This is a genomic window from Caloramator sp. Dgby_cultured_2, from assembly GCF_028872215.1.
GTDB lineage: Bacteria > Bacillota > Clostridia > Clostridiales > Caloramatoraceae > Caloramator > Caloramator australicus.
On sequence record NZ_CP118396.1, the window covers coordinates 999,761 to 1,022,399 of the forward strand.

Consider the following 22,639-nt stretch of genomic DNA (forward strand, 5'->3'; position numbering starts at 1 on the left):
CACCTACCGTTAGTATATAAATATATTACATTCTTCCTAATTATACATAATAATATATCATTTTTTCAAGTTCAAATTAAAATTTAAATTGGACATGCAATGCATGCCCTAAATAATTTTTATAATTCTTTCTGCTGCTGATTTTAAAATATCTGTTTGAAAGGTCAATGAAATCCTACAAAATCCCTCTCCCATATCTCCAAAGGCATTACCAGGAGTAATCATAACTTGTGCCTTTTTTAAAATTATTTCACAAAATTCCTCTGAAGAATAACCATCAGGAACTTTAAACCATACATAAAATGTCCCTTTACTATCATAGATATCAAAATTCCCTTGTTTTAATATGCTATTAACAATTTTTCGCCTTTCCCCATAAACACTATTCATATAACTTATAAAATAATCACCATAATCAAGGGCTTTTGACGCAGCTAATTGAATAGGCAAAAACTGACCAGAATCAATATTTGATTTTATAATTGATAGTCTTTTTATTATCTCCTTATTACCTACAATATATCCAATTCTCCAACCAGGCATATTATAACTCTTTGATAAACTTCCAATTTCAACAGCTATTTTTTAGCCCCTTCAACTTGTAATATGCTTTTTTATATCTTTCATCCGTTACTAAATTTACATAAGCTGCGTCATTCACTATTGCTATATCATTTTTAATTCCAAAATTAATTAATTCAGAAAAAACTCTAAATTCCCACAAGCTCCTGTAGGATTATTAGGATAATTAACTATTAATATTTTAGCTTTTCTTACTACCTCATTATGGATCCCATATAAATTAGGCATATAGTCCCTTTCTCGTTGTAAATATATCTTATAAGGAATGCATCCTGCAATTAATGATGAATAAAAATAAACAGGATAACCCGGATCAGGGATTATACAGTAATCTCCTGGGTCTGTTAGTGCCATTATTAAATGTGCTATCCCTTCCTTTGCTCCAATTAGTATTCCAACTTCATTTTCATAGTCTAAATCAACATCAAAATGTCTTTTATAAAAGTTTGCAATTGATTTTTTAGCTCATTAGTTCCACTATAGGGCGGATATTTATAAAAATCTTTTCTATTAAGGGCATGAATTAATTCATCAACTATAAACTGAGGTGTTTTTATATCCGGATCCCCTATGCTTAAATCGATTATTTTAATATCATTTTTTCAAATTCCTTTTATATTCTTCTAATCTTGCAAAAACATAATGTGGAATTGCTGATATCCTATTTGATAATTTCAAAAAAATCCCTCCAGAAATTTACTAATATTATAATATTCCGGAGGTTTTCAGAGGTTACTCAAAAAATTCCCTTCACATATAAATTCAGCAGGACCTTCCATATAAACATCATCATTATACTCTATAAATAAGCTTCCAGCTTCAAGTTCTACCTCAACTAAATTGTTTGTTAAGCCATTTAAGTATGCTGCAACCACTGAAGCACAGGATCCTGTCCCACAAGCAAGTGTAAGTCCAGCTCCCCTTTCCCAAGTTTTTACCTTAATTTTTTTATTGCTTATCACTTTTACAAAATTAACATTTGTCTTATAAGGATAAAAATCCAATTTTTCAATTTGAGGTCCAAAAATTAAAATATCTTCATCTTTAATATCTTCAGTATATATTATCGTATGGGGAACTCCCATCAATAAAGTTGAAGCGATGAATTTTTTTCATTTAAATTTATTTCATAATTTAAATTATCTACCTTTAAATTGAAAATACTTTCGATATTATTAATTTGAGGTTTTCCCATATTAATTTTAACAAAATTAACTAAAGAATTATTAATTTTTAGTTCCGCAACCATAATTCCTGCTAAAGTTTCAATAATCATTTTTTCTTTTTTAGTATCTCTTTTTCAAACACATATTTTGCAAAACATCTTATTCCATTTCCACACATTTCAGCTTGACTACCATCGCTGTTAAATATGAGCATTTTTATATCTGCAATCTTTGACTTTTCTACTACTAAAAGGCCATCAGCACCAATACCAAAATGCCTATCGCATATTTTTCTTGCCAAATTTGAATAGTCAATATTTCTTCCGTCTAAATTATTTATTACAATAAAATCATTACCTAATCCATGCATTTTTGCAAAATACATATTAAAACCTCCTTTTACATTTATAAGTTAAATGCTATAATCAATTATGACTTTAAGAAAGGGGGAACATTCATGCCATTTGACGGCGCTTTCACTCGAGCCATAGTAAAGGAAATATCTAATTTAAAAGGTGCAAGAGTTGATAAAATTCATCAACCCACTAAAGATGATTTATTAATAAATCTTAAAAAGGATAAAATCAATTATAAATTACTTCTATCTTCTAATCCATCCTATCCGAGAATTCAAATAACTAATATTAACAAAGAAAATCCCCAGACTGCACCCAATTTTGTAATGGTATTAAGGAAATATTTACAAAACTCTCGCTTGGAGGATATAAAACAGATAAATTTTGACAGAATTGTTGAAATTAAATTTGAAGGTAAGGATGAACTAGGCTATTCTTCATATTATTATATTATTATAGAGATTATGGGAAAACATAGCAATATAATACTTCTCGATGAAAAATATAAAATTATCGATGCTATTAAACACCTTGGTAGTGATATGAATAGATATAGACTTGTTCTCCCGGGAGTGGATTATGTTTTTCCACCAAATCAAGGGAGAATAAATCCACTTGAAATAGATGCACAAACTTTCGAAAATTTAATAGTAAAAATCCTTCTAAAAAATTAATTAATTTTTTTCTGAAACATTTTTAGGCCTTAGCAAACAATTAAGTGCTGAAATATGCAAAAGTTTTGAGGATAAAAATATAAAAGATTTATCCGATAATGATAAGCTTATTATTAAAAATAATTTCTTCTACTTTTTAGCAAAGATAAAAAGCAATGATTTTCTATATATTTTATATTCTCAAGACAATAGACTAATAGACTATTACATTTTTGACCTTGAAAATTATAAAAATTATCAAAAAGAAATACTAAATTCTCCCTCAGAATTACTGGATAAATTTTATAATCAAAAGGATATCCAAGATACCCTTAAGCATAAATATAGCGATCTCATAAAATTAATAAAAACTTTATTAGAAAAAACATAAAAAAATCGAAGCTTACAATAACAAAATATCCGAATGCCAAGGATATGAAAATTTTAAAATTTATGCAGATATATTGATGGCAAATCAATATAGCATTAAGTCTAATCAAAAAGAAATTAGTTTACCAAATTTTTATGATAAAGATTTAACCCTTATTAACATACCTCTAAATGAAAACCTTAATGCAGTTGAAAATGCTCAAGAATACTATAAAAAATATGCCAAATACAAAGCAACAACCGAAATATTAGAAAAGCAATTAAAAGAAGCCCTTCAAGAAAAAGAATACTTAGAAGGCATCTTATATAGTATAGAAAACGCTAACGATATTGATACATTAGAAGAAATTAAACATGAACTAATGTCTTCTGGTTATTTAAAGCAAAGGAAAAATACAAAAAACAAATTAAATCAGCCCCACATCATTATATTTCAAGCGACGGCTTTGATATTTATGTAGGTAAAAACAATATCCAAAATGATTATTTAACTTTAAAATTTGCAAATAAAGATGACATTTGGTTACATACAAAAATATCCCAGGATCCCACGTAATAATTAAATCAAGATCGGGCTTTGTGAGCGAACAGGCTTTATTAGAAGCTGCCTACCTTGCAGCATATTATAGCAAAGGTAAAAATTCAACCAATGTTCCCGTCGACTGGACTTCTATAAAAATGTAAAAAACCCTCCGGCGCAAAGCCTGGAATGGTAATATATTATACCAATAGAACTATCTATGTTACTCCAGATGAACTAAAAATAAAAAATTTAAAAAAGATTGAATAATTAAAATGGGGCTACATGCTGTAGCCCTTTATTTATTTTTGCAATTTCAATATTTACCTTTTTACCCTTAATTGTATTATTCTTCATGATATCTAAGACTTCATTAGCATAATCTGTTGGGACTTCTACAAATGAAAATTTATCAAAAATATCTATTCTTCCAATCAAATCACCTGGTAACTTAACCTTATCAGCTATTGCCCCAACTATATCTCTTGGGCTTATTTTATGATTCTTTCCTACGTTAACAAACAACCTTACCATGCCTGGTTCTGCTCCAGTGCCTTCAAAGGCATCCTCAATTTCATCATACCTTTTATCTTCACTCATTACTATTTTAAGTAGAGCAGCAGCAACATCAAGGGATGTATATTCATCATCTATTATTCTTTCAATAATGTCGCTATATTTTTCCAGATTACCTTCGTTGATGGATTCTTTAATCCTATCAATAATTTTACTTGTTCTACTTTCCTCAACATCGTGTAAGGTAGGAATTTTTGAAGCTTTATTTTTGTTTTAGTATATCTTTGAATATCCCTAAGTTTATATATATCCTTTCCAGAAACAAATGTAAAGGCCTTTCCTTCCCTTCCTGCTCTTCCTGTTCTACCTATTCTGTGGACATAATATTCTTCATCCTGAGGAACGTCGTAATTAAAAACTATCTCTACATCTTCAACATCAATTCCTCTTGCAGCTACATCAGTTGCCACAAGAACATCAATAGTTCCTGAACGGAATTTAGCCATAACCCTATCCCTTTGATTTTGTTTCATGTCTCCATGTAGAGCATCCGCAAGATATCCCCTTGCCTGTAGGCTTGATACAACTTCATCTACTTTTTTCTTTGTATTACAAAATACTAAAGCTAATTTAGGATTATATATATCTAAAAGCCTTGATAAAATCTCAATCTTATGTGCTTCTTTAACCTCAAAATAAATCTGTTCAATGGTAGGAACCGTTAATTCCTTATGAACAACTTTAATATGTTCTGGATTTTTAAGATATTTTTTGTTAACTTTAGTATAGGATCTGGCATCGTAGCAGAAAATAACAAAGTCTGTTTATCCTTTGGTGTTTTATCTAGAATAAATTCTATGTCCTCAATAAATCCCATATTGAGCATTTCGTCCGCTTCATCTAATATAAAGAGTTTGATATCTTCAAGCTTCAATGTTCCCCTTTCGATATGGTCTATACATCTTCCTGGAGTTCCTATTATTATGTTTACCCCTTTTTCAAGGACTGTATTTGCCTTTCAATCGATTGTCCACCATATATTGGTAAAATACCTATGGCTTTTTTATATTTTGATAACTTTTTTAATTCCTCTGAAACTTGAATAGCTAATTCTCTTGTTGGACACAGTATCAAAGCTTGAATAGTTTTCTTAGATGGATCAATCTTTTCAAGCGTTGGGATCCCAAAGGCAGCTGTTTTTCCTGTCCCAGTTTGTGCCTGACCAATAATATCCTTACCTTGAAGTATTATTGGAATGGTTTTTGCTTGAATAGGCGTTGCTTCTTCATATCCTAATTCTTCAATTGCCTTTAATATTTCCTTGGATAAATTTAGTTCTTCAAATTTAATTTTTTCCATATTATCACCTCATTAATTATTATGCTAAAAATTATGCCGGATAAACCGGCATCTATCTTATAAAGTTAAATTATTTTTCTAAAATAATCACTTTATCTTCACCATCGGTTTCATATAGCTTGACTTCAACAACTTCATTTAATGATGTTGGAACATTCTTGCCAACATAATCAGGTCTTATAGGTAGTTCCCTATGTCCCCTATCTATTAAAACTGCAAGCTGAATTGCTTTAGGTCTTCCTAAATCTATTACAGCATCCAGTGCAGCTCTTACCGTTCTGCCAGTAAAAATAACATCATCTACTAGGACAACTCTTTTCCCATTAATGTCAAATTCTAATTTGTTTGTCTTTACCATAGGCTCTATATATTTTTCTGTCAAGTCATCCCTATAAAATGATATATCTATTTCTCCAACTAAAACCTTTTGCCCCTCAAAGGACTCAATGAATTTTGCAATTCTTTTAGCTAGAGGAACCCCCTCGTCTTAATGCCTAAAAGAACCACATCTTCAACACCTTTATTTTTTTCAATTATCTCATGGGATATTCTCTTTAATGCCCTAATTATACTATTTTCATCTAAGAGCATAGCCTTTTCCTTCATCTTCATACCTCCTCATGACATCCTTCGCAATTTTTCAATCAAATTCTGGAAATAATCAGGCAACGGTGATGAAAACTCCATATACTCACCGGTTCTTGGATGAATGAAGCCCAATACCATCGCATGTAAAGCCTGTCCTTTTAAATTAAATTTTTGTTTTTTAAACCCATAAACCGGATCACCTACCAATGGATACCCAATATATGCCATATGAACCCTAATTTGATGGGTTCTTCCCGTCTCTAGTCGTGCCTCGACTAATGTGTTTTCCTTATATCTTTCTAAAACCTTAAAGTGAGTTACTGCCCTTTTGCCATTTTCAATAACTGCCATCTTTTTCTATGTATAGGATGCCTTCCTATTGGTTTATCAATTGTTCCTTGATCTTGTTTTATAACCCCTTCGGTTAAAGCAATATATACTCTTTTTACCGTGTGCTCCTTTATCTGCTCAGCTAGATGTTGATGAGCATAATCGTTTTTAGCTACAACTAGCACCCCAGAGGTATCTTTATCAATTCTATGAACTATTCCAGGCCTTATCACACCATTAATGCTTGATAAAGTCTTACACTTTTTAAAAGAGCATTCACTAAAGTTCCTGTGTAGTTACCTGCCGCAGGATGAACGACCATTCCTTGAGGCTTGTTAACAACAACAATGTCATCATCTTCGTATAATATATCAATGTCAATATCCTCTGCTTGTATTTGTAACATTACAGGTTTCGGAACTTCAACAGTAATCTCATCACCATTTTTTATTTTATAATTGCTCTTAATTTCCTTTGCATTCACCTTAATTTTATTATCTTCAATTAACTTTTGTATTCTTGACCTTGACATATCTTCAATTTTTTCACTTAAAAAACATCAATTCGTTTTCCCACATCGTTACTTTCCACCAAAAATGTTCTTATTTCAGCCATAGCATCACTCCATCATTTTTTAAAAATAAAATCGAAAAAGCTAAAATTATAGCACCAATGACTACTAAAATATCGGCGATATTAAACACAGGCCAATCAAATATATCTTTTATGTAAAAATGGATAAAGTCAACTACATAACCTCTAAATATGCGGTCTATCAAATTGCCAATAGCACCAGATATTATAAAAATAAGGCTCATTCTTTCCCACTTATTCAGATTTGTGGTCCTAACTAAATAATAGATCATTCCTATAATAGCAATCGTAGTTATTCCTACAAGAAAAAATTTTTTATTTTTTAAGATTCCAAAGGCTGCCCCTCTATTTTCAACATATATAAGTTCTAAAAAGCCATCAATTAACGTGACGGACTTTCCGTAAGATAATTGAATTTTTGCTATGTATTTTGTTATATGGTCTATAATTACAAGAAGTAAAATATACAAGATCTGCATAACATCCCCCATTTCTTATTTAGCTATTAACATAATAAAATAAGACTTGCAATAATGCAAGCCCTTTAGGGTAACTGATTTTTATATTGTTGATTGCTAATATTATCAGTTTCCTCTACTGTTCCGCTTATATACTCATCTTCATAATTTCGTTTCATTTTGGGAATTTTATTAAATTCGTCAACATCCTGCCATGCATCTTCACCGTCATACTCAACCGATTCAGATATATCATTAAAGGTCCTTCCAAAGGGATAATTAAGAACCTCTTCCTCTGCTGGTCTATCATACCTAAAGGTATTATGATTAATCATTTCCTTTTCACAGTTAGAACACCTTAGGGCATAGGGTAACAAATTTAGCCTTTCCTCCTCAATCTCTCTTCCACAGACTTCACATTTTCCATATGTTCCTTTTTCTATATTTTCAAGGGCTCTATCTATTTGATATAACATATCCTTTTCATTGCTTAAAAGGGCATATCCCCTTTCTTTATCAAACATTTCTGTCCCCATATCCGCAGGATGATTGTCGTTTACAGAAAGCTCACCAACCTCCTCCCGCTGTGGACTTGCAAGACCATTTTCATACATAGAATCTATGGTTTGTAAAATTCTTTGTCTTTCTTTTTTAATTTTTCTTTATATTGTTTTAATTTGTTTGAATCCATAAAACCACTCCTTATGCTCCTGGCAATCTATATTTTACAAGGCGTATTATTTCAGAAATAATACCGCTTATTAAGGGTAAATTAAGCATAACAAGCCGCTGTAAAACATAAATTATAAAAGCGCTTAATATTGTAAATCCTATTCCTATGCCTACTCCCCTTGCTATCCCTGAAATAAAGTTTAATAAAATCAAACGAGTTGGATTTTGCATTAAATCTACATAATCACCTATTTTCGCTCTTTCAAGTTGTAGCGATAAATTCTTAATTAATTCTAAATCCTTTTTTTCCTTCATAAAAGGCCCTCCAAAATTATTTTGCCTTAAAAACTTATTAAATATGTATTTATAGTAATTTTATATTGATTAGATTTCATAAAAAATATAAAATTAAATTAAAATATGTCTGGACCTTTATGGCCGGAACATGGAGGTGTTTTTATGTTAACTAATCCAAATCAAGTCAAACCTTTTCCATTAAAAACTTTAACTCGTATTTCTATTTTAGGTGCAATTTCTATTTTTATGAGTTTTACTGCATTTGGTTACATCCAATTAGGAGCCATCAGGGTAACATTTATGCACATTCCAGTTATAATTGCATCTATTTTTGAAGGTTATTTTGGTGGAATAATTGTAGGGTTAATCTTTGGCCTCTCAAGTTTAATCAGTAATCTTTCTGGTCCTTTAGCCCCTGTTTTTATAAATCCAATGGTTTCTATATTTCCAAGAATTATGATAGGTATAGTCTCTGCTTTAGCTTACAAGAAAACAAAAATGCATCTTTAACAGCAATTTTAGGAACTTTAACAAATACCGTTTTAGTTTTATCAATGATTTACTTATTTGCTGCCCAATCCTTTGCCAACATAAGAAAAATTGCAATAGATACTTTAGGAAAATTCCTATTATTAGTAGGTCTTAAAAATGGAACTCTAGAAATTATAGTAGCAGTAATAATCGTTACTGCCGTAGTAAAGGCTCTTAAATCTTCTTTTAAAGAGTGAAAAATGGGGTTGATATCATTCAACCCCATATAAAGTTTTATACTATCTTAATTTTTCCGTTTATTCCCTCCATAACTTCTACAAAATCTGGGAAAGAGGTTTTAACATTGTCACAGCCATAAACTCTAACATTATCCAAAACAAAACCAACTAATGAAAAAGCCATAGCTATTCTATGATCTTTAAAGGAATAAAAATTATAACTGTCTTTCAAAATATATGTATTGCCTAAAATCTTTAATCCATCATCTCTGATTTCGTATTCTATTCCCATTTCCTTTAAATTATAAGCTATGCTTTCTATTCTATTGCTTTCTTTGTATTTCAATTCCTGTGCATCTTTTATTATAGTTTTACCTTCAGCAAAAGCTGCTAGAATTGATATCAAAGGAATTTCATCTATAAGCCTTGGAATTATCTCCCCTCAATAGTAATTCCCTTTAATTTACTTCTATAAACCTTTATACTGCCTACCAACTCATTGTTAACTTCTCTTAAATTCAATATTTCAAATTGACCTCCCATATTCTTAAATGCTTCTAGAAAACCTATCCGTGTTGGATTTAAAAGCACATCCTCAATTGTAACCTCCGAATTTTCAGTCAATGCAGCAGCTGCTATAATAAAGGCAGCTGATGAAAAATCAGATGGGACAAATAAATCCCTTGCTTGTAATTGTTGCCCTCCCTTTAATCTTATTTCATCCTTCTTAATTTCTAATTCTGCCCCTAAATATTTTAACATCCTTTCAGTATGGTCCCGTGATCTAACCTTTTCCTTTATTTTTGTTTCCCTATCTGCATTAAGTCCAGCCAAAATAATAGCAGATTTAACTTGAGCAGAAGGAACTTCTAAGCTGTATTCTATTCCCTTTAGTTTCCCTCCCTTTATTAATAAAGGTGCCCTATCGTTATTTAATATTGACTTAATATCAGCTCCCATCATGTTAAGGGGATCGATAATCCTTTTCATTGGTCTTCTGCAAAGGGATTCATCCCCATAAACAGCAAAATATCCATCTATGGATGACAATATGCCAGATATAAGCCTTATAGATGTCCCAGAATTTCCAAGATATATACTCTTAACTGGTGGTTTTAAACTTTGTAGTCCTCTGGCTTTAAAATGAACTTCATCATTAACTATTTTTATATCTGCACCAAGCATTCTCATTGCATTTAAAGAATTTATCGTATCCTCAGCAAACAAAAATTTTTAACCACTGCATCGCCATGACACAGTGGTAAAATTAATGCAGCCCTATGGGATATCGACTTATCCCCTTTTAATCTAACTCTTCCCTTTAGATTATTACATTTACTTGTAATAAAATTCATTTAATCACCTCGTATTTACACGTGATATGTGGCAATTACTTTGTTATATGTATCCTTAAATTCCTCAAAATTTAATGACTGGAAACCATCCGATAAAGCGTTATCCGGATCAGGATGAACTTCTATTAATAATCCGTCAGCTCCAGCTGCAATTGCTGCAAGACTTAATGGCTTTACCAATTCTCTTCTTCCAGTTCCATGGCTTGGATCTACTATTATTGCCAAATTAGTCCTTTGCTTAACCACAGGAACACAATTTAAATCAAGAGTATTTCTGGTGTAGTTTTCAAATGTTCTTATACCTCTTTCACACAGAATTATATCAGTATTTCCTTCCAAAGCTATGTATTCCGCTGCATTTAACCATTCATCAATTGTTGCCGAAATACCCCTTTTAAGAAGAATAGGTTTTTTATCCTCCCTAATTCCTTTAACAAGGGATAATTATACATATTCCTTGAACCAACTTGTATTATATCAATCGAATCTATCATTTCTTCAAGATCTCTAATGTCAAGTATCTCTGAAACTATTTTAACACCATATTTTTTCTTCATATCTTCTAGTATTTCTATTCCTTCCATTCCCAAACCTTGAAAACTATAGGGAGATGTTCTTGGTTTAAATGCGCCACCCCTAATGTATTCAATTCCTAACTCCTTTAAAAATTTAACTGTTTTATCCATAATATCATAATTTTCAACACTGCAGGGTCCAGCAATTATTAAAGGCTGATTTATATTAACCTTAGGACCTTGCTTTATTTTTTGACCATAGTATCACCTACAGCTTTTTTAACATATTTGTTAAAATTGAAATAGAATTCTCTATTGCTATATTAATATACTTTTCATAATCTGCAACATGGTTTTCATCTGCAAAATCTGAAATAGACCTTATTACTACAAAGGGAATATTATTTATATAGCTGGCATGGGCAATAGCTGCCCCTTCCATTTCAACAGCTAACGCATCAAAGGTTTCCTTGAGCCATATAAGCTTTTTAGAATCTGCAATTACTTGATCTCCTGTTGCAATCCTTCCTATATGAACATTAAAATGCTCTATGTCCTTGGTTGCTTCAAATGCCAAGCTTATCAATTTTTCATCTGCTTTAAAAATATAATCATCCATTCTTGGTATTTGTCCTGGCTTATAATCAATGCATGTTCCATCAACATCATGTTGAACTAAATCCTTTGATATCACAACATCACCTGGATTTAATTTTTCGTTAACTCTGCCTGCTACTCCAGTATTTATCACTATATCCACATTAAAATCGTCTATAAGTATTTGTGTGCAAATGGCAGCATTGACTTTTCCTATGCCGCTTCTTACCACTACAACATCTTTATTAAGTAAAATTCCTTTGTAAAACTCCATATTAGCCTTTTTTCTATTCTATCTACCTTCATCATTTTCTTTAGCTTTAATATTTCTTCTTCCATTGCTCCAATTATTCCGATCATCTATTTAACCTCCCAAACAATATTTTATAGCATTTTTTACAAAGTTTTCTTTTAAATCCCCTGTAATTATAGCATGGCCAATATTATATGGTAAAGCAAATTTTATATTTTCATTTATTTTTTCTTATCTTTTTTATGTATTCCATTAATTTTTCGATATCATCGACTTTTATTTTTACGGGTAATCCGATATTCTTTATCAACTCGATGATCCTTTGATAATCTGAAAAATTAATATATCCAAGCTGATAAGATAAATAAGATTCAACCACCATGCCAATGGATACTGCCTCTCCATGTAAAATTTCAAATTTAAAGTAGCTTTCAATTGCATGACCTATTGTATGTCCAAAATTAAGAACCTGTCTTCTATCATTATCATACACATCTTCTTCTACGATTTTAGCTTTAATTTTAGAGCATTTATGAACTATATGCATAAGTTTATCAGATTCCCTTTCAAGCAATCCCCTTTTATTTTGCATCAGGTAGTCCCAAAGGCCCTCATCGCAAACTATAGAATATTTGATAACTTCAGCAATTCCATTTAAAAATTGCCTTTTATCCAACGTTTTTAAAAAACTTACATCAGTAAAGACAAATTCCGGTTGATAAAAAGTTCCTATAATGTTTTTAATTCCGTTATAATCAAATCCTGTTTTTCCACCTATACTGCTATCACATTGTGCCATAAGAGTTGTAGGTATATGAACTACCCTAATCCCTCTCATAAAGGTTGAGGCTACAAAAGCTGCTAAATCGCCAACCACTCCTCCACCCATGGCTACTATTGCCGTCTTTTTATTAGCGTTACATTTAATTAGCGAATTGTATATCTCAAGAACTGTATTTATGTTTTTGCTTCCTTCCCTGGTTTAATTGATTTTAATCCAATTATATATGGAATTTGATTAAAATAATTTTTATATAGATTATAAACTGTATCATCGGTTACAATAAATAATGAATGACATTTATATTTCTCCAGCAATCCTTTAAACAAGTTAAAATCATGGGATATGTAAATATTATAAGGTTTTGAAACATTTACTTTAACTTCCTTCATAACTAACCCCTCTAATACACTTCTTTAAAAATATTATAACAATTAAACATTTTAATGAAAAGAAATATATAATATTAAAAAAGGAAGGTGTTTTAAAATGGTTTTAGGACGTTTTTTACAGTTATTGTTGCAGTTTCCTTGTTTTCTGCTATCCTTACATTTGTTTTGTTTAAATATTCGAAGGTTAAATTTTTAAAATACATAATAGGAATTTTATTTCTTATAGGCGGTCTCATAAACATATATCTTGGCAAAAAGCGACAGTAGGATTTGAAGACCTAGCAAGATTTATCCTAGCAACTATGTTTTTTATCGCAGCCCTTACAAATATATTATTTTCACTTTTCCTTGACATAAAATATAGTAAAAGTAAAAACCCCTTAAGGTCGTCCTTAAGGGGTTTTTATTATAGACTCTTAACTACCTCTAAACATCTTGCACATAAAGTCGGATGTTCTTTTGACCTTCCAACTGTTTCACTGTATACCCAGCATCTTTCGCATTTTTCTCCGTCAGCTTGAGAAACAAGGACAGCCAATTCTTTGATTTCCTCTCCTTTATAAGCATTTTCAGGTGCTTTATTAATTCCTTCAATCAACTCCACTTTAGAAACTATAAATACTGTTTCTAGATAGTTTCTAATTTCATTTAAGAAATTATAGGTTTCACCTTCAGCAAATATTTGAACTTTAGCATTTAATGAATGTCCAATTATTTTATTAACTCTTGCCATCTCTAATGCCTTTAAAACTTCTCCTCTTATTCTTTGAACATTATCCCATCTATTTTCTAATTCTTTATCAACATACTTTTCAACGACTTCCGGCCAATCTGCAAGATGAACGCTTTCAAAATTATTATTTTTTGATTTCGGCATATACTTCCATATTTCATCTGCTGTAAAGGATAAGACAGGAGCAATCATTTTTACTAAAGCATCTAATATCGTCCAAAGAACAGTTTGTGCAGCCCTTCTTTCCTTAGAATCAGGTCTTTCCGTATATAGCCTATCTTTAATTATGTCTAAGTAGAAATTGCTCATGTCAACGACGCAGAAATTATGGATATCGTGGTATAAAATATGGAACTCATAGTTTTCATAAGCATCTGTAACATCTTTTATTAAGTGTTGTAATTTCAAAAGAGCCCATTTATCAAGCTCATTCATTTCTTCATAATCAACCATATCGGTATCTGGATTAAAATCATACAGATTTCCAAGGAGGAATCTTGCAGTGTTTCTTATCTTTCTATATACTTCAGAAAGCTGCTTTAAAATATCCTTTGACATTCTAACATCGCTTTTATAATCTGCTGAAGAAACCCAAAGCCTTAAAACATCAGCGCCATATTCCTTTATAACATCAAGTGGATCAATTCCATTTCCTAAGGATTTTGACATCTTTCTGCCTTCACCATCAACAACCATACCATGAGTTATAACCATCTTATATGGTGCCTTTTCTCTTGTTGCAACCGATGTTAAAAGTGAAGATTGGAACCACCCTCTATATTGGTCGTTACCTTCTATATAAAGGTCAGCTGGCCAGCTTAGCTCATCCCTTGTCTCTAATACCCCTACATGGCTTGAACCTGAGTCAAACCAAACATCCATAATATCAGTTTCTTTTCTAAATTTATCCGAGCCACATCCGCACTTCGTTCCTTCTGGTAGAAGATCCTTTGCTTCTAATTCAAACCAAGCATTTGACCCTTTTTGTCTGAAAATCTCTGCTACATGGTAAATAATATTTTTATCAACCAATTCCTTACCGCACTCTTCACAATAGAAGATTGGAATTGGAACTCCCCATGTTCTTTGCCTTGAAATACACCAATCGCCACGTTCAGCAACCATGCTTTCAATTCTATCTTCTCCCCACTCTGGAATCCATTTTACTTCCTTTATGGCTTCTATTGCTGACTTTCTAAAGCCTTCTATTGAAGCAAACCACTGTTCTGTTGCTCTAAAAATAATTGGGTTTTTACATCTCCAGCAATGTGGATAGGAGTGGGTAATCTTTTCCTCTGCAAGAAGCATATTGCTTTCTCTTAAATCCTGTAGAATAGCCTTGTTCCCTTCCTTATATGTTAATCCAGCATATTTGCCTGCAAGCTCAGTAAATCTTCCTTTACCATCAACAGGATTTAATACTTCTAATCCATATTTTTGACCTATATAAAAGTCCTCTTCCCCATGTCCTGGTGCTGTATGAACACATCCTGTTCCTGATTCTAATGTAACGTGTTCGCCAACTATTATTAATGATTCTCTATCAAAGAAGGGATGATGGCATACCTGTCCTTCAAGTTCATATCCTTTAAAGGTTGCTAAAATTTCTTCTCCTTCAAGTTTTGCAGCTTTTTTAACATTTTCAAGAAGTTCCTTAGCAACTATATACACCTCTTCATTGAACTTAGCAAGCACATAATCAAAGTCAGGTCCTAGACATATAGCAAGGTTAGCAGGTAACGTCCAAGTTGTTGTCGTCCATATTACATAATAAATATTATTAAGGTTAACGCCAAGATCCTTAAATAAACCTTTATCATCCAATAATCTAAATTTAACATAAATTGAATTTGAAGTTTCATCATCATATTCTATTTCTGCTTCTGCAAGGGCAGTTTCACAGGATGGGCACCAATACACAGGTTTTAGCCCTTTATAAATATATCCCTTTTGAGCCATATCTCCAAAAATCTCTATCTGCTTAGCCTCAAATTCCGGTGATAACGTAAGATAAGGATTTTCCCAGTCTCCTATAACTCCTAAACGTTTAAACTGTTCCTTTTGTCTTTCCACCTGCTCAAGGGCGTAATCCCTACACATATTTCTAAACTCAATAGTTGACACATCATGGACCTTTATACCTAATTTCTTTAATGCCTGAAGTTCAATTGGAAGACCATGAGTATCCCATCCCGGAACATAAGGTGCATAAAAGCCTCTCATAGTCTTATATTTGTTTATCATATCTTTTAATATTTTGTTTAGAGTATGTCCTAGATGGATATCGCCATTAGCATAAGGTGGTCCATCATGAAGAATAAATGGAGTTTTCCCTTTATTCTTTTCAAGAGCTTTTTTATAAATATCAATATCTTCCCATTCCTTTAAAATATTAGGTTCCTTTTGTGGTAAATTGGCCCTCATAGCAAACTCTGTTTGTGGCAAATTGAGCGTTTTGCTATAATCCATGCTAAATCCTCCTCCTGTATATTTTTTCCAAAATAAAAAGCAGACCTCACCATGGGGCGAAGTCTGCTCGCGGTACCACCCAAATTTATATCTTAATTATAATAACGGCTATGCCGGCACAGCTTACTAAAATTCAGCCTGCTACTCAAGGGTGATTTTCAATAGCTGGTAGTTTATGGGCTTTCACCTTCCCCCACTCTCTGTAAAACCCCATGCTATCTACTCGTCCCTTTCATCGTATCATAATATTAAATTTATTCATAAATATACTACAATATGTAATTGATGTCAATATAATTAATCATTCAAACTTTTCAATGGTTTCAAGTTGTGCCTGTAATAGCCCTTTAAATCTTGATCTAAACATATTAAATTCTTGTCTAAGCATTTCATACTCTTTATTAATTTCGAGGACCCTTTGTTGTGCCTCTGAAATAATTTGATTAGCTCTATTTTGAGCATCCTTAATAAGCTCTTCAGACTTTTCCTTAGCATTGTTTAAAATCATTTCAGCTTCTTTTTTGAGTTTTCCTTTGCCTGTTCTGCAGCAGATTGAGCTAATACAAGCGTATTTTGTAATGTTGATTCTATATTTGCATAATGTTCGATTTTTTCATTCAATGTGCTTATTTTCTCCTTTAAATTCAAGTTTTCCTTGTAAATTTTTTCATACTCCTCAACTATTTGGTCAAGAAACTCATCTACTTCATCTGCATCATACCCTCTAAAAACCTTCTTAAATTCTTTATTAGCAATATCATTAGGTGTTATTGTCATATCAAACCCTCCTAAATAATTTTCTTTGCGTTAAACACAAATCTACCGTTGCGCGTTGTTCCAAGGCATTCGCCAAGTTGAAATCTCCCATAACCTTTTATAGATAACACAGAATTAGGGTCAACTTTTTTATCTACTTCTTTTATCAGTTTAAAGTTTAATTTAACCTTCTCATTGCGTATGAGCTCTGATGCTTTATTCCTTGAAACTCCAATTAATTCCGCAACAATAGCATCAAGTCTCAGTGAAGCAATATTTATATTAAATTCTTTAAATTTTACTTGTTTTTCACGAGCTTCTTGTAATGATATTTTCTTTATTTTTACACTTGTATGTTTTATTTGTGTTAAATTCAATAAAATATAATCGCTTAATTCTTTTAATACGTAAACCTCAGCTCCATCTTCATAAACGTTAATATCGCCTATTTTTTCCCTTTTTATGCCTAAAGATAAAATAGCACCTAAATAATCCCTATGCTCTAACTGTTCAAATTTAAAATTGCCTTCTATTTTAAGAACATCGATAGGATACTCTATATTATCATTCAAACCAAGCTTAGCTATTGTTCTTTCTAGCTTACCTTCATCAAAAAACAAACTTCTACACCTTCATCAGAACAGAGCTCCTTTAACGCAGCCTGCTCCTCTGGGTTTAAAAATCTGTAAAAGCTGTTTGCCATTTTTTAGATTGATCTATCTTGTTTAAAAAAGAAAGATATGTATTTTTATCAATAATAAAGCCTTTTATGTTAATCTGATTCATGCCATCACCCTGCCATTAGTCAAAGTTAATAAATGTTCCCTTATCGAAATGCTCCTTAAGTTCATTTGTTATTTCTACTGCCTCAGGGGCAACAAGGTAAACAGATTTTGCTATTTCTTCTATGTCCCCTCCTAAAGCATAAGAACCACCAACAATTATATCTAACATTCTTTGTGCAAGATCACGGTCTAAATTAACCATATTTAAAACAACTATCTTCTTCTCCTTTATAGCTTCTATGATGTCTATAGTATCTTCTAATTCTTGGGGCCTTTTTAATAACACTTTAGGGAACATAGTCTTAAAACTATTTATACTAACTACTTTGTTTATTCCTTCAATCTCTTTATCTTCTTCCTCTTTTATTTCCTCTTCCTCTTCTTCTCCTAAGCCTAATACCCCCATAACCTTATTAAAGGGCTTTAAAATCTTATTTGGCATAATATCCCTCCTTACATTCTCCTACCAAAAATACCGGTTCCTACTCGAACAATATTAGCTCCTTCTTCAATAGCAATATCAAAATCATCCGTCATGCCCATGGATAAGAACTTTATATTACTGTTAGGTAAATCAAATTGCTTTAATGTTTCAAATAAAAATCGCATTCTTTTAAAATAATCCCTTGTTTTATTTTTATCCTCAGTTACAGGTGGTATTGTCATTATTCCACTTAAAATTATATTTTCAAACTCCGAAACTTTTTGACAAATTCATCAAGTTCTTCTTCATAAATACCAGACTTACTAGGTTCTTTTCCTATATTAATTTCAATTAAAACTGGCATCTTTTTCCCTATTTTTTTAGCTCTTTTATCTATTTCTTGAGCAAGTTCTATACTGTCTAAAGACTGGATAAGATCTACTTTATCTATTATATATTTTACTTTATTTCGTTGTAGATGACCTATAAAATGCCATTTAACATCAGGAACCATTTCATACTTTTGAAGTAATTCCTGTGCTTTACTTTCTCCAAAAATAGACAATCCATATTTTTTAGCTTCCAAAATTTTTTCTACAGGATGCATTTTGCTTACAGCTACTAATGTGATATCATCTCTTTTCTTACCAATTTTGCATGCTGCTTCATCTATTTTTTTAATACTGCTTCAATATTTTCTGCGATTGCCATAAAATCACCCCTTATTACTGGTGAATATTGTCCAATGATATAATTCTACATATAAATAAAAAATCCTTCATTTTTCATTTATATTTAATTTTAATATTAATTTTTGAAAACTCAAGCATTTTACAATAAAGTATATAGGAAAACGGAGGAGATTGTAGAAGAATTGAGGAAAGCAGAACCTATTGTATTTAAAAGCTCATAGAAGCTATTAAATATTTTTATACAATTTAACAAGATTTGTATTATACAACAGCTAATGTTATTATATAAGTAGATAAATAAACATATATGATTGGGAGGTTTTATAATGTTTCTTATAAATGTGGAGACCTTTTAAAAAGGTTTACCACAAAGAGGATGAATCTTTTACCTAGAGCCGAACCAAGAACCAATAAAAAAGTAAAGGAGTTGATATAATGGAAATCGGCAATATAACAAAGGTAAAAGAGGACGTAATAATAAAAACTACAAATAAAAAGGAAAAAAGAATCCTACAAAAATCAAGGATGTATAAAAATGAACGATTATTTTGCATTTTAAATAAGTCCCCAAATGGGGACTTTAAATTTATATCTCTAGTTTTAAACTATTATTGGGACATTCTTTTATACATTCAAGGCACTTAGAACATTTAAAATCCAAAAAGGTTCTTTTTATTGTCTCTATATAAGCTATAATCGTTATTTAATGAAGCAATATAACAAACATTATCGCATTTTCCACATTTATTGCAACTATTTATATCTCGTTTTATCTTAAATAAACTATATCTATTTAAAATTCCATTAATCCAAGCAATAGGACATCCTCCCTTATAATACATATACAATTGTTTACTTTTATCATCTTTTTTACTAAATAAAATTTCCATAAAAAACCTATTGGGCAAATCCACCTGCAAAAGGCTTTTCCCATAAATATTCCAGTTATAATACCTGCAAGAACAATCCACTTAAGGCTAATATTAAAAACAAATAAATAAACATATATTGTTAAACCAATTATCCCTTGAATAATAATCCTATTTTTGATTATATTTTTGATTATATTTTTCATTATACCCCTCCTTTATACCACCTATGGGTATTATACCAATTCAGCCAAAAATAAAAGCCCTTTTTTAGGGCTTTTATAATATAATGCAAATTAAACCTCCATTACCTTCATTAATTATTTTTGTAGTGTTCTTTGAAGCTTTTCTTGAACATCTTCAGGCATCTTGTATAGTTTATTTTGTAATCCTTCTTTTACAAGTTCTTCTAAGGTTTTTCCAAACATGTTAGCCTGCCAAATCTTTTGAGGATTATTTTCAAATTCTTCTAGTAATGATCTTAATAGTTCTTCGCTTTGCTTTTCAGTCCCAACAATTGGAGAAACTTCAGTTTCAACATCTACTTTTATTATGTGTAATGAAGGTGCACTTGCGCGCAATTTAACTCCAAACTTATTGCCTTGTCTTACAATTTCTGGTTCCTCAAGTTTCAGTTCATCTATTTGTGGTGGCACCATACCATATCCAGTTTCCTTTACTTCCTTTAATGCCGATTCAATTCTGTCGTATTCTCTCTTTGCTATTGTAAGGTCCTTCATCAAATTAAGTAGATCAAATTCACCAGAGATATTAAACCCTGATATCTCACCAAGAATTCTATAGAAAAGTCCGTCCTTAACCTTCATAGTAATACTTGCACTGCCTTCACCAAGGTTCATTTCATCTAAATTAACGTCTCCAACAAATTCGTATTCCTTATATGAATTTATGATAGGTTTAATATCTCTTATCTTCGAGAGATCTTTTATGGAATTTTTACAGCAAGAATAAAATTCTTCTTTAACCAATGATCATTATCTAAATGCTCTACCCAATCAGGAAGTTTGATTCCAATTTCTTTTATTGGGAATTCATGTAGAACCTTTTCAAATATATTATTTACATCTTCAATCCTCAAATTAGCAGCATCAGCAATATATACAGGAACTTTATACTTTTCCTCAAGACTTTTCCTTAAGTTTATTGTTTCTGGATTATACGGATGTGTAGTATTTAATACAATTATAAATGGTTTATTAAGGCCTTGCAATTCCCTAATTACCCTTTCCTCTGCCTCAATATAATTTTCTCTTGGTATTTCTGTTATACTGCCATCGGTTGTAACAACTACTCCTATGGTGGAGTGTTCATTTATGACTTTCCTTGTTCCAATCTCAGCAGCTTCTGTAAAGGGTATTTCTTCTTCAAACCATGGAGTTTTAACCATCCTTATCTGATCATTTTCTAAGTGCCCTGTAGCTCCATGGACCATATAACCTACACAGTCTATCATCTTTACCCTCATCTTGGCATTATCATTTAATTCAATTTCAACTGCTTCATCGCTTGGAACAAATTTGGGTTCAACTGTAGTAATTATTTTACCTGAACCACTTTGTGGTAGTGCATCTTTAGCCCTTTCCTTTTTATGCATGTTACTTATGTTCGGTAAAACAAGCAGCTCCATAAACCTTCTAATAAAAGTGGATTTACCTGTTCTTACAGGCCCTACTACCCCAACATAGATATCGCCTTGTGTTCTTTCAGCAATATCTTTATATATATTGAATTCCTCCACAGTTCAACCTCCTAATACATTTTATCTAATTCATATATATTTAGCATCATTATTTTTTAGAACTAATTGTGGAGGAATTATTAAAAAATAATATATCCTAAAACCCCACCTAAAATAGTTAAAATTATTGGATCAACCTTGTATTTTAGAGATACAACGAAGGATAAAAGAAATACAATAAAAGTTTTAATATCAAAGACGGATTCATTAAATACCAATATGGCAGCTGCCAATATCAGTCCTATTACTGTAGGCCTTAAATTTGAAAAAATAGCTTCAAAAATTTTGCATTATTGAGTTTTAATACTAATTTAGTTAGAAATATCATAATAATAACCGACGGCATTGAAACTCCTAATGTGCTAGATATAGCTCCAAAAATTCCTGCTAACTTGTAGCCAACATAGGTTGCACAATTAATTGCTATAGGTCCTGGAGTAACTTGAGAAATAGCAACAATATCAATAAATTCTTTATGGGATAGCCAATTATTTTGATTTACTACATTTAATTGTATCAAAGGTAGCATTGCATAGCCCCCACCAAAGCTAAACATCCCTATTTTAAAAAACGTAAGAAATAACTTTAAAATCATATTTTATTTCCCCTTGTTAAATATCTTAATGAACCAACAATAATTGATAATAAAATAATATAAATTGGTGTGATTTTAAAAATCCATATTGATATTGCAACTAATAAAACAAATATAATGCTTATTCTATTTATTTTAGCACTCTTTCCCAATCTGAATACTGATGCAAAAACCATCCCTGCTACCACAGGCCTTATTCCTAAAAAAATTTTTTCTATTGTAGGGCTATTTTTTATTTCAGTAAAAACAGCTGCAATTAAAACTATTATTATAAAAGAAGGAAGAACCGAACCTAAGCAGCTAAAAATAACCCCTTTGTTCCCATTAATTTATAGCCTACAAATACAGCTGTATTTACAGCTATGGGTCCTGGTGAAGCTTGAGCAACAGCCACTAAATCAAGGAATTCTTCACGCCCTATCCATTCTCTTTTATCTACTACCTCCCTTTCAATAAGGGGGATCATAGCATAT

24 protein-coding genes, 10 pseudogenes and 1 other annotated feature are annotated in these 22,639 nt (G+C 31.4%); of the genes and pseudogenes, 4 read left to right on the plus strand and 30 right to left on the minus strand.

Going from position 1 to position 22,639, the window contains the following annotated elements:
- Positions 1-108 precede the first annotated feature (108 nt).
- The 5 genes from PWK10_RS18475 to dapF (PWK10_RS06740) all read right to left on the minus strand — a co-directional run bounded on the left by PWK10_RS18475 (position 109) and on the right by dapF (PWK10_RS06740) (position 2,133).
- Positions 109-582, minus strand: coding sequence for an aminotransferase class I/II-fold pyridoxal phosphate-dependent enzyme (locus tag PWK10_RS18475; protein WP_342455709.1), 474 nt, complete (start codon positions 580-582; stop codon positions 109-111).
- A gap of 111 nt (positions 583-693) precedes the next feature.
- Positions 694-1,035: an aminotransferase class I/II-fold pyridoxal phosphate-dependent enzyme gene (locus PWK10_RS18480; RefSeq protein WP_342455710.1), complete on the minus strand. Its 342-nt coding sequence runs from the start codon at positions 1,033-1,035 to the stop codon at positions 694-696.
- Between the two features lie 272 nt (positions 1,036-1,307).
- Complete coding sequence (gene dapF / locus PWK10_RS06730; RefSeq protein ID WP_274767763.1) at positions 1,308-1,667, minus strand: diaminopimelate epimerase; 360 nt, start codon at positions 1,665-1,667, stop codon at positions 1,308-1,310.
- Complete coding sequence (locus tag PWK10_RS06735) at positions 1,667-1,858, minus strand: hypothetical protein (RefSeq protein ID WP_274767764.1); 192 nt, start codon at positions 1,856-1,858, stop codon at positions 1,667-1,669. Before PWK10_RS06735 ends, dapF (PWK10_RS06730) begins: the two co-directional genes overlap by 1 nt.
- Positions 1,855-2,133: a diaminopimelate epimerase gene (gene dapF, locus PWK10_RS06740; RefSeq protein WP_274767765.1), complete on the minus strand. Its 279-nt coding sequence runs from the start codon at positions 2,131-2,133 to the stop codon at positions 1,855-1,857. Before dapF (PWK10_RS06740) ends, PWK10_RS06735 begins: the two co-directional genes overlap by 4 nt.
- 72 nt (positions 2,134-2,205) lie before the next feature.
- Between dapF (PWK10_RS06740) and PWK10_RS06745 the strand changes: the two genes are divergently transcribed.
- Positions 2,206-2,778 (plus strand): Rqc2 family fibronectin-binding protein, encoded by a 573-nt coding sequence (locus PWK10_RS06745; protein ID WP_274767766.1) that lies wholly within the window; start codon positions 2,206-2,208, stop codon positions 2,776-2,778.
- 52 nt (positions 2,779-2,830) lie between these two features.
- Positions 2,831-3,608: pseudogene (locus PWK10_RS18485) on the plus strand (NFACT family protein).
- Positions 3,609-3,937: 329 nt separating this feature from the next.
- Here PWK10_RS18485 and PWK10_RS06755 read toward each other — a convergent pair.
- The 6 genes and pseudogenes from PWK10_RS06755 to PWK10_RS06780 form a co-directional block, all read right to left on the minus strand.
- Positions 3,938-5,542: pseudogene (locus PWK10_RS06755) on the minus strand (DEAD/DEAH box helicase).
- Positions 5,543-5,612: 70 nt separating this feature from the next.
- A pseudogene (gene pyrR, locus PWK10_RS06760) lies at positions 5,613-6,148 on the minus strand (bifunctional pyr operon transcriptional regulator/uracil phosphoribosyltransferase PyrR).
- Positions 6,149-6,160: 12 nt separating this feature from the next.
- Positions 6,161-7,075 (minus strand): annotated as a pseudogene (locus tag PWK10_RS06765) (RluA family pseudouridine synthase).
- Positions 7,063-7,533, minus strand: a complete 471-nt coding sequence (gene lspA, locus PWK10_RS06770) for a signal peptidase II (protein ID WP_274767767.1) — start codon at positions 7,531-7,533, stop codon at positions 7,063-7,065. Before lspA ends, PWK10_RS06765 begins: the two are co-directional and overlap by 13 nt.
- 65 nt (positions 7,534-7,598) lie before the next feature.
- Positions 7,599-8,168, minus strand: coding sequence for a TraR/DksA C4-type zinc finger protein (locus PWK10_RS06775; RefSeq protein ID WP_274768153.1), 570 nt, complete (start codon positions 8,166-8,168; stop codon positions 7,599-7,601).
- Between the two features lie 46 nt (positions 8,169-8,214).
- On the minus strand, positions 8,215-8,499 hold the full coding sequence (locus PWK10_RS06780; RefSeq protein WP_008908666.1) for a DUF5665 domain-containing protein: 285 nt from the start codon (positions 8,497-8,499) through the stop codon (positions 8,215-8,217).
- A 144-nt stretch (positions 8,500-8,643) separates the two neighbouring features.
- Between PWK10_RS06780 and PWK10_RS06785 the strand changes: the two genes are divergently transcribed.
- The gene (locus PWK10_RS06785; protein WP_274767768.1) at positions 8,644-8,991 is read left to right on the plus strand and encodes an ECF transporter S component; all 348 of its coding nucleotides are present in this window, start codon (positions 8,644-8,646) and stop codon (positions 8,989-8,991) included.
- Between the two features lie 44 nt (positions 8,992-9,035).
- On the plus strand, positions 9,036-9,209 hold the full coding sequence (locus tag PWK10_RS06790; RefSeq protein WP_274767769.1) for a hypothetical protein: 174 nt from the start codon (positions 9,036-9,038) through the stop codon (positions 9,207-9,209).
- Between the two features lie 37 nt (positions 9,210-9,246).
- Here PWK10_RS06790 and PWK10_RS06795 read toward each other — a convergent pair whose 3' ends face one another.
- The 19 genes and pseudogenes from PWK10_RS06795 to PWK10_RS06895 form a co-directional block, all read right to left on the minus strand.
- Positions 9,247-9,597 carry a hypothetical protein gene (locus tag PWK10_RS06795; RefSeq protein WP_342455640.1) on the minus strand — a complete coding sequence of 117 codons (351 nt, stop codon included), beginning with the start codon at positions 9,595-9,597 and terminating at the stop codon, positions 9,247-9,249.
- A gap of 26 nt (positions 9,598-9,623) precedes the next feature.
- A complete protein-coding gene (locus tag PWK10_RS06800; RefSeq protein ID WP_274767770.1) occupies positions 9,624-10,418 on the minus strand; it encodes a hypothetical protein in 795 nt (264 codons plus the stop codon).
- Positions 10,397-10,546: a hypothetical protein gene (locus PWK10_RS06805; RefSeq protein ID WP_274767771.1), complete on the minus strand. Its 150-nt coding sequence runs from the start codon at positions 10,544-10,546 to the stop codon at positions 10,397-10,399. Before PWK10_RS06805 ends, PWK10_RS06800 begins: the two co-directional genes overlap by 22 nt.
- Positions 10,547-10,561: 15 nt before the next feature.
- A pseudogene (gene aroF, locus PWK10_RS06810) lies at positions 10,562-11,232 on the minus strand (3-deoxy-7-phosphoheptulonate synthase).
- Between the two features lie 97 nt (positions 11,233-11,329).
- Positions 11,330-12,018: pseudogene (locus PWK10_RS06815) on the minus strand (5'-methylthioadenosine/adenosylhomocysteine nucleosidase).
- Positions 12,019-12,128: 110 nt separating this feature from the next.
- On the minus strand, positions 12,129-12,872 hold the full coding sequence (gene aroB, locus PWK10_RS06820; protein ID WP_342455711.1) for a 3-dehydroquinate synthase: 744 nt from the start codon (positions 12,870-12,872) through the stop codon (positions 12,129-12,131).
- A complete protein-coding gene (locus tag PWK10_RS06825) occupies positions 12,869-13,084 on the minus strand; it encodes a hypothetical protein (RefSeq protein WP_274767772.1) in 216 nt (71 codons plus the stop codon). Before PWK10_RS06825 ends, aroB begins: the two co-directional genes overlap by 4 nt.
- Before the next feature lie 92 nt (positions 13,085-13,176).
- On the minus strand, positions 13,177-13,320 hold the full coding sequence (locus PWK10_RS06830; RefSeq protein ID WP_274767773.1) for a hypothetical protein: 144 nt from the start codon (positions 13,318-13,320) through the stop codon (positions 13,177-13,179).
- 170 nt (positions 13,321-13,490) lie between these two features.
- Positions 13,491-16,286 carry an isoleucine--tRNA ligase gene (gene ileS, locus PWK10_RS06835; protein WP_008908659.1) on the minus strand — a complete coding sequence of 932 codons (2,796 nt, stop codon included), beginning with the start codon at positions 16,284-16,286 and terminating at the stop codon, positions 13,491-13,493.
- Positions 16,287-16,335: 49 nt separating this feature from the next.
- Positions 16,336-16,531, minus strand: a binding site (T-box leader).
- Positions 16,532-16,587: 56 nt separating this feature from the next.
- Complete coding sequence (locus PWK10_RS06840; protein WP_274767774.1) at positions 16,588-16,794, minus strand: DivIVA domain-containing protein; 207 nt, start codon at positions 16,792-16,794, stop codon at positions 16,588-16,590.
- Positions 16,791-17,063, minus strand: a complete 273-nt coding sequence (locus PWK10_RS06845) for a DivIVA domain-containing protein (protein ID WP_274767775.1) — start codon at positions 17,061-17,063, stop codon at positions 16,791-16,793. The genes PWK10_RS06840 and PWK10_RS06845 overlap by 4 nt, the downstream gene beginning before the upstream one ends.
- A gap of 11 nt (positions 17,064-17,074) precedes the next feature.
- On the minus strand, positions 17,075-17,662 hold the full coding sequence (locus PWK10_RS06850; RefSeq protein WP_274767776.1) for a YlmH family RNA-binding protein: 588 nt from the start codon (positions 17,660-17,662) through the stop codon (positions 17,075-17,077).
- 181 nt (positions 17,663-17,843) lie between these two features.
- Positions 17,844-18,269 (minus strand): cell division protein SepF, encoded by a 426-nt coding sequence (locus tag PWK10_RS06855; RefSeq protein ID WP_274767777.1) that lies wholly within the window; start codon positions 18,267-18,269, stop codon positions 17,844-17,846.
- A gap of 11 nt (positions 18,270-18,280) precedes the next feature.
- A pseudogene (locus PWK10_RS06865) lies at positions 18,281-18,933 on the minus strand (YggS family pyridoxal phosphate-dependent enzyme).
- Positions 18,934-19,529: 596 nt separating this feature from the next.
- Complete coding sequence (locus PWK10_RS19565; RefSeq protein ID WP_446715347.1) at positions 19,530-19,604, minus strand: 4Fe-4S binding protein; 75 nt, start codon at positions 19,602-19,604, stop codon at positions 19,530-19,532.
- A 132-nt stretch (positions 19,605-19,736) separates the two neighbouring features.
- Positions 19,737-20,018: a 4Fe-4S binding protein gene (locus PWK10_RS06875; RefSeq protein WP_274767780.1), complete on the minus strand. Its 282-nt coding sequence runs from the start codon at positions 20,016-20,018 to the stop codon at positions 19,737-19,739.
- A 73-nt stretch (positions 20,019-20,091) separates the two neighbouring features.
- A pseudogene (gene spoIVA / locus PWK10_RS06880) lies at positions 20,092-21,571 on the minus strand (stage IV sporulation protein A).
- A gap of 80 nt (positions 21,572-21,651) precedes the next feature.
- Positions 21,652-22,166: pseudogene (locus tag PWK10_RS06890) on the minus strand (chromate transporter).
- Positions 22,163-22,632, minus strand: a pseudogene (locus PWK10_RS06895) (chromate transporter). Before PWK10_RS06895 ends, PWK10_RS06890 begins: the two co-directional pseudogenes overlap by 4 nt.
- Between the last annotated feature and the right edge of the window lie 7 nt (positions 22,633-22,639).